The sequence below is a fragment of the Legionella anisa genome (assembly GCF_001467525.1).
Taxonomy (GTDB): Bacteria; Pseudomonadota; Gammaproteobacteria; order Legionellales; family Legionellaceae; genus Legionella; species Legionella anisa.
Genome location: NZ_LNXS01000031.1, coordinates 1 through 4,223, shown reverse-complemented (window position 1 = coordinate 4,223; position 4,223 = coordinate 1). Strand labels below are relative to the sequence as shown.

Below are 4,223 nucleotides of genomic sequence, written 5' to 3'. Positions count from 1 at the left end.
CAATAAATAAAGGATTCATGAAAGCATCTGGAGAGTTGGTTGCCTGGCTTAATTCTGATGATTATTATCTCCCTGGTGCGTTTGCAAACGTGATCAACGCGTATCAAATCAATCCACACGCCCCTTTTTTTTTCGGAGATGGATTTCGAGTTTCTAAAACAGGAGAGGTACGGTCTCATTTCTTTCCCAAAAACAGTTTAAAATTTGACCGTCCTGCATTAGTTATGGGTTTGAACTATATTTTGCAACCTTCAACATTCATGAATCGGCATTGTTTAGAACAAATAGGATATCTTAATGTGGAATTAGAGTATGGAATGGATTTTGATCTGTGGATGCGTCTTTCCACATTGGGTGCTCCTCATCCTATCCATGGTGTTTTGTCTGCAAATCGAGAATATAACACCACTAAAACCTCAACAGGTTCATTCAAACGCATCGAAGAACTTCGACGTATCTCAAGGCAACATTCTGGATTAGAAATGACTCCCGGTGTTCTATGTTATCTGCTTGATACCTTACATAAATTTGCAAAAAATAACGAAGAGATTTTTCCTGGATGGTATCAAAAAGACATTATTAAACTTTGGAAAAGGACAGGACGGTTAATGGCACAATTTAATGCAAACAAAGATGGTTTTCCACGAAGAACATCATTGGTAACTTTTCTCAAAAATAAATACATGGAATTACGTTATGATTATAGGAATTGAACTTCGTCAATTAGTCATTGGTGCTTCTGGGGGTATTTCTCAGCTCGTGAAAGGGGTTTGTGAGTCGATGTTTGTCCTTTATCCAGAACATCAATTTTTAGTATTTTGTACTCCTTTTAATAGAGCCATGCTTGAGTCTCACTCAGAAAACATTCGCTTTTTTACTTTATCGAGTGCAACATTTTTCTCGGATTTGGATCGAATTGCGACTGAAAATAATCTCGATGTTCTTTTCCGTACTTATCCTATGGAAGATACGTTACAGTTCCCATTAAACAAGCAAATTTTCTTAATTCCTGATATACAACACGAAGTCTATCCTGAGTTTTTCTCCAAACAGGCACTTCGATCCAGAAGAACAGCATTTTCAAAAGCATTGACTCACGCAGGGGCCATCGGCACTATATCAGAATTTGCAAAAAAATCTCTTTATGATTTTTCTGAAACAAAATGCAACGATATTTTTCTTATGGAACCTTCTTTACAAAAAGTCCACAGCCTAACAACAACTGAAGATTGTTTGACTGAGCAAGAAAAAGCGTTGATTCCTAAAACTCCATTTTTCCTCTTTCCAGCAAATATTTGGAAACATAAAAATCATCTTAGATTGCTGCAAGCTTTTCGTCTCCTTTTAAAAAGTAATCGTGATTTAACTGTGTCCCTTGTTTTAACAGGGAATAGAAAAGGGTGGAAAGAGCTTCATAAAAACAACAAGGATTTACCTGTTGTACATCTAGGCTTTATTCGGCCTGAATTTTCTCGAATACTTATGGAGCGCGCGCAAGCTTTGGTTTTTTTCACACTCTACGAAGGCTTTGGGATCCCTTTATTAGAGGCTTTTAATACAGATACCCCCGTTTTATGCAGTAATACAACCAGTCTTCCTGAAGTAGGGGGGGATGCTGTGATTACGTGTTCTCCTTTAGATATCTCAGCAATGGCTGATGCCATGAACGAGATCCTGCAAAATAATGCGTTGCGTGAAACACTAGTTCAACGTGGTAAGGTAAGATTAAATGCATATTCTTGGGAGCGATCGGCACATAATTTATTTGCTGCGTGTGCTCGCGTTGCAGAGAAGGCCAGACAAAAAGTAGTCTATGAAGAATCGACATCAAAAAACTTGCCCTTAGTCTCTATCGTAACTCCTTCTTTTAATCAAGGAAGATTTCTCAAACGTACCATTGATAGTGTACTTAGCCAAAACTATCCTCATATCGAATATATTGTGATTGATGGTGGCTCTACCGATGATTCTGTAAATATTCTTAGTTCTTATACCGACCGTTTTTTTTGGATTTCAGAGCCAGACAACGGACAAACTCATGCCATTAATAAAGGTATTAAGAGGGCAAAAGGAGAAATTCTTGCTTATTTGAACTCGGATGATGTGTTAACCCCTGGTGCCATTCAGAAAGTTGTTGATTTTTTCCTGAATGATCCGCACTGTGATATGGTCTATGGTCAGGCCGATTATATTGATGAGCAGGATAATATCATTGGTACTTATAGGACAGATGAGTATTCATTTAATAGATTAGCTAAAGACTGTATGATATGTCAGCCCTCTGCTTTTTGGAGACGTCGCGTAGTAGAAAAAATTGGATTTTTTGATGAGCAACTCCATTTTGTTATGGATTATGATTACTGGTTACGTATCGCAAAAGCCAGAATGGATATCCAGTTTTTGCATGAAAAACTTTCCTGTTCACGCTTATATCCAGAAACTAAGACGCTTTCAGGGCGTGGTAAAATCTATCAAGAAATATTTAGCATATGCAAACATCATATTGGTTATACACATCTCAATTATTACCAGGGATACTGGCACCACTTGATTTATGAGAAAAAAAATACAATCAACAAAATAGCTCGCTTATTATCTATTAAAGGCCTACATCTTCCTGTGAGCAAGATACATTACCATTGGTCACGTCAGAATCAGAATTTTTCAAATCTCATTAAAAAAATTAAAGAATTTGGAAAATCTTCTCTCAAGAAAATTCTTTATATCAATAAAACTATTTCAAAATCTAAGATTCGTGGTTTTTTTTCGGATAATTGGCTATCAAAAGAATTCTCGTGTAACTTGAAGAAGAGAGCCGTTGGAGAAATTCTCTACATCGGTGGACTTACACCAATGGATTCAACTATGCTTATCATGGCGGGTAAAAAAAGAGTAGGTCAGTTTCAATTTACTGCGCATCAGTACCAACAAGTATCTATTCCCAATGAGTTAGTAGATAACAAACGAATTTATATACAATTTACTGAGTCCTTTACCGATGCGGCAGGTCGAGAACTTGCATTCTTACTTCAGGATACAAATTTTTTCTCCGAACAAGATACCTGGATAACTTGAGTATGGGGAGCGCGCAAGAGATAAACTGCTTTTTAAATATTGTTCTCTTTATGATGAATGTGATATCTTGAGCAAGCGAAAATGCTTTATAAAGTATAGGAATTATAAGGATTAATTATGAAAAAGAGGGATTTTTTTTTGGGATTTTTTTTAGGTATCATCGTGGGAGTGACGAGTTTTTATGCTCTGAAATATCCAGGAACTGCACAGAAGATTGGAGCTGATTTAGTGCAGAGTATGCAAAAGATCCCTGATAGTAAAACGATTAATGAATCTTCCAATAAAATTAGTGAATCTTCTAATACAATTAAGGTCTCTTCAGAAGATGCGCGTTTGCATAATGTATCTCGAGCCGAGATAAAAATTATTAATGTCAGCAATCTATATCCCGAAGAGAAGAGTGGCGAGAATCGGTGGTATTGGGTTAAGGATGAGATTATTTTCCAACTAGAACCCTCCGATGCTTCTTCAAAAATGAAGAAAACCAGATTGTTTTTTGAGTATGGTACACATGGAGATCAACAATTAACAATTTATTTGTGGGAGAATCATAAACCCAATAAAATTGTGTTTGATGCAAAAAACGGAGAACGATCCGTTTATGACAAAGTACTTGATATTCCTCCTGCATCACTGACTAAACTGACCATTGTGACTAATGGAGCGGCAATGCCTTTAAGCGAAACCGATTCTAGACTTGCGGCTTATACTATTTCTAATTTAAAAGTTAGTCCTATATAAATGAGATATTTCATGTAATGGTGTCAACTAACACATGTAGCCTGACTAGTGCAGCCTGGATTGATGATAGATAGTGCTCGTGGTTGCAAGTAACCAGGCTACTTTAAATAATTTCTTAAGTTGATACCAATATATTTTTTGTTGTAATAAAAAAATTCTAAATGATGGGATAGCTACTCTTTTGGAACTAATTAAATTACAGGATATAAGTTAAGTGAGGATAACCCAATCAGTTTTTAAGGATAAAAATGAAGCAAGAAAATAATCTGCCAAAAATTTCTGTGGTGACCCCTTCATTTAACCAAGGCCCTTTTCTTCGACAATGTATCGAGTCGGTACTTTCTCAAAATTATCCAAACTTAGAATATATTATTATTGATGGTGGATCCGATGATGATTCATTATCA

General features: G+C 36.2%; 4 protein-coding genes. All 4 read left to right on the top strand.

Going from position 1 to position 4,223, the window contains the following annotated elements; all coding sequences use genetic code 11:
• The coding region (locus Lani_RS12145) for a glycosyltransferase family protein (protein ID WP_476630059.1) at window positions 1–713 on the top strand (713 nt) is incomplete at its 5' end.
• Window positions 697–3,075 carry a glycosyltransferase gene (locus tag Lani_RS12140; protein WP_019233255.1) on the top strand — a complete coding sequence of 793 codons (2,379 nt, stop codon included), beginning with the start codon at window positions 697–699 and terminating at the stop codon, window positions 3,073–3,075. The genes Lani_RS12145 and Lani_RS12140, both read left to right, overlap by 17 nt.
• Before the next feature lie 117 nt (window positions 3,076–3,192).
• Window positions 3,193–3,816, top strand: coding sequence for a hypothetical protein (locus tag Lani_RS12135; RefSeq protein ID WP_019233254.1), 624 nt, complete (start codon window positions 3,193–3,195; stop codon window positions 3,814–3,816).
• A 248-nt stretch (window positions 3,817–4,064) separates the two neighbouring features.
• On the top strand, window positions 4,065–4,223 hold a 159-nt coding region (locus Lani_RS12130; RefSeq protein ID WP_156415160.1), incomplete at its 3' end, for a glycosyltransferase.

Coding starts and splice junctions, on each gene's coding strand:
- Lani_RS12140 (WP_019233255.1), top strand. CDS start 697: ATGATTATAGGAATTGAACTTCGTCAATTAGTCATTGGTGCTTCTGGG.
- Lani_RS12135 (WP_019233254.1), top strand. CDS start 3,193: ATGAAAAAGAGGGATTTTTTTTTGGGATTTTTTTTAGGTATCATCGTG.